Below are 3,095 nucleotides of genomic sequence, written 5' to 3' on the forward strand. Positions count from 1 at the left end.
AGAGATAGATACTACTCCAGAAACGGCGACTGTAGATGCGATTAGCTTGCCGAATGGAGCCAGACCACAAGCTATTGCGATCGACCCCAAAGACAATTACGCTTACATTGCCGACCAAAATCGACCGAACATCTACGTCCTCGACATCAACCCGAATTCGGCAACTTATCATACCGTCGTTCAGACAATTAACGTCACATCACCGCTGGGACTGAGCCAGTTAGCTATCAGCAGCGACGGGCGGCGACTGTTCGCCACAGGTTCCGACAATAATGAACAAACACCTAACCGTAACCTTTACGCTGTCAACATTGATCCTCGCGACAAACCGAGCGCTCAGGGCTCTAACGAGCGGAAGTGGCACCAGCAGATTGGAGTAATCCCCACCGCATCGGAGACAGAGGGCATAGCTGCTACTTCCGACCCGAAGAAAATGGTGTTCACCAACGGATTTGCTAGTGTCCTTACCATAGATAGTAATGGGGACCAGATAAAGCTTCAAGATGACGGCAAGGGCTTCGGAGTGCTCGAAATTGAGTCTGATGACCCCCTCAATTTTAGGGCTAAAGTCGATTACGCTCCTTTGTCGCTGGGCGTGGCCACTGACTATTTTGATGTCAACGAGGCAGTGGCTGTAACAGTAACGCAAGACGGGAAATATGCGTTTGTTGCCGGCCGCAACTCTAGGGCAAAGATAAATACGCGCGAGGGTGGAAATATAGGCATTATCGCAAACCCACTGGGGCCCAATCCTCAATTGGTGGCTGCGACTCGACCGATTCCGGGCAGCTTAACTAACAACCTAGCGCTTTCGAGTGACGGCAAATATTTGATTGCTTCCTATCCCACCTTCGGTTTGGGAGGAAGTTCCTACGTTTTCGATGTTGAGCAAATGATTAAGGCTATAGAGAATCCGGGTAATTACAAGCTTGACGCCCGCGACAGGGGTGTGGATACTTGGGGTTTCCAGGCAAGCAATCAGCGAAATGCGACAACTGCCGACCTCGTCCGCGTGCCTATTGACGATATCAACCCTCTTGTCAGTATTGCGGCCGACTACGAAATTATCGAAGGAAATTGGATTAATAACTTTGGTTTTGGTATCCCGGATGGTACGAAACGCGCTCCCATTGGTATCGGTGGAAATCCTAAAGGTTTGGCGATCGCTTCTGTTAAAAATTGGCTGGAATTAGAGGGGCCCATTGGTACTAGCGAGAGTGGCACCAATCCTCTAACTCCTACTTTTAGGTGGGATTTCAAGGGTGACGGTGAAGAATGCGGTCTTCCTGGTTTAACTCCAGATAAAGACATTCATGAAGTCAATCTTTATGTCAGCGTATTTCCCGAAGGGAAAGGATTGTTACCCGATGATAGGTGGGCTGGGTTAAATTCCCAGGACGACAAAGACTACAATCCCAATCGTATCCTGACTGCTAAGTGGAATAAAAATACTGGTAATTGGACTTGGAACGGCGGCAGTAAACCGGGTAACTTTGAGGCGTTTACTCTTCCTCCCAATCTGATGTTAACAGCGGGCCAGAAATACAACTGGGCTGTGGAAGCTTTGGGAGAAAATGGAAAACAGCTAGGTAAAGGTCAACTCGTAACAGGTGAGTTTAAAACTCTTCTGCCCAAAGTAAAAAATAGCGATACTTTCAGCAGCGTTACGGTTTTAACGCGGGGTATAGAACCCGGAAAGCCGGAAGACAGCCAGTTGATTGACAACCAAGTTAATGCCGTTGCCAAACACATTTATCAAGAAGGAGGTGCCGTTCAGAAATATAACTCTGCAACTGGGAAGTGGCAGTCAGTTGCCCCCGAAGGAAACGATTGGGTATTTAATAACGCCGTTCGGTCTCCTCAATATGGCAAGCCATTAGTGTTGTTAGCTAATTGGATGGAGGGAATTCAACCTCACAAACTTTACAATTCGGGTTTTGCTGAAGCAGCCGCAGATGTTTTATTTGCCTCAATGGTACAACTCGATTTGGAGAAGGGCGGTTCTATCGGAAAGGAGGGTAAACTTTATGATACTACGGGCAAGTTAATCCGCAATCAAGGAGCTGTTTTCAACTCGCCGCTACATTTTGTTGGTTTCGGTCAAGGGGCTGTTGTTAATAGTGAAATTGTCCAGCGTTTAGGTACGTTTTTACCTGATGCTGGTGGTACGAGTCGGGCAAATCGCGACTTTCAGATGACGACTATTGACCCTTACGATTACGATGATAATTCTTTTGAAGGAACTTACCTTAATATTCAAGACCCAGAAATTAAGGGTATTGGGAATACGATTAACGGTCGGGAACTTGCTGGAACGAACTGGAAATCTGATTGGAATGTTTCACTCAATAATCTGGCTGGTTTTACGCCGGATGACGGGGAAGATGCTTCCCATCGGGCTGCTTTGGCTTGGTATGCGGGGACTGCTAATCTCACGGGTAGCAAACTGCCATCGGAGAATGGCGAAACAATTTACCGTCGCTTAGGTGATTTGAAGGAAAATAATATCACCGATGTTACTAAGACTTGGTATACTCCTGACCATACTAATGCTAGTTTTACTCATGGCGATACTAAAGCTCCTTGGGAAGGAATTGGTACAGGTTGGTTCAATTCTGTTTTAGGGGGAGGTTCTCAATTACGACCTTATTTTGATGGTGGGAAGAAGAAGAAAAATGAGTTGAGTGACTTTGAGGATTATTTGAAGAAGAATCGGGTTTCGGTTTATGAAGATAATACCTCAATAGCTGCAATGCGGGGTGATTTTGCAGTTCCTACGCTCTTTAATGGCAATTTTGATGCAATTTTTTACCCGAATAGCATTCAAAATATTCCCGGCTGGTACAGCAATAGGACTAATAACCAACTCAAGCAAAGCGCCCTAATTGATGTAGCAGGTATTCCGGGAGCTACTCCGCCCTCAAATGGCATTCCGAACTATGCTCTACTCCTGGAAGCTGGGAAGTCAACCCAAGCCACCCATGACTCGTTTGTTGTACCCGATTGGGGCAATTTGCGGTTTGATGTTTTTGCTCCCGTTCGGAGTGGAGAACTGAATGTAAAGCTTGAAACGATCGACGGTCAAAGTAAAGATG

Annotated in this window: 1 pseudogene; it reads left to right on the forward strand. The window is 46.5% G+C overall.

Going from position 1 to position 3,095, the window contains the following annotated elements:
• Window positions 1–3,095, forward strand: a pseudogene (locus JGK39_RS33235) (Ig domain-containing protein group 2 domain-containing protein); the annotation flags it as partial.

Origin of the sequence: Microcoleus sp. PH2017_12_PCY_D_A (assembly GCF_020738565.1) — a bacterium.
In the GTDB taxonomy this organism is placed as follows: Bacteria; Cyanobacteriota; Cyanobacteriia; order Cyanobacteriales; family Microcoleaceae; genus Microcoleus.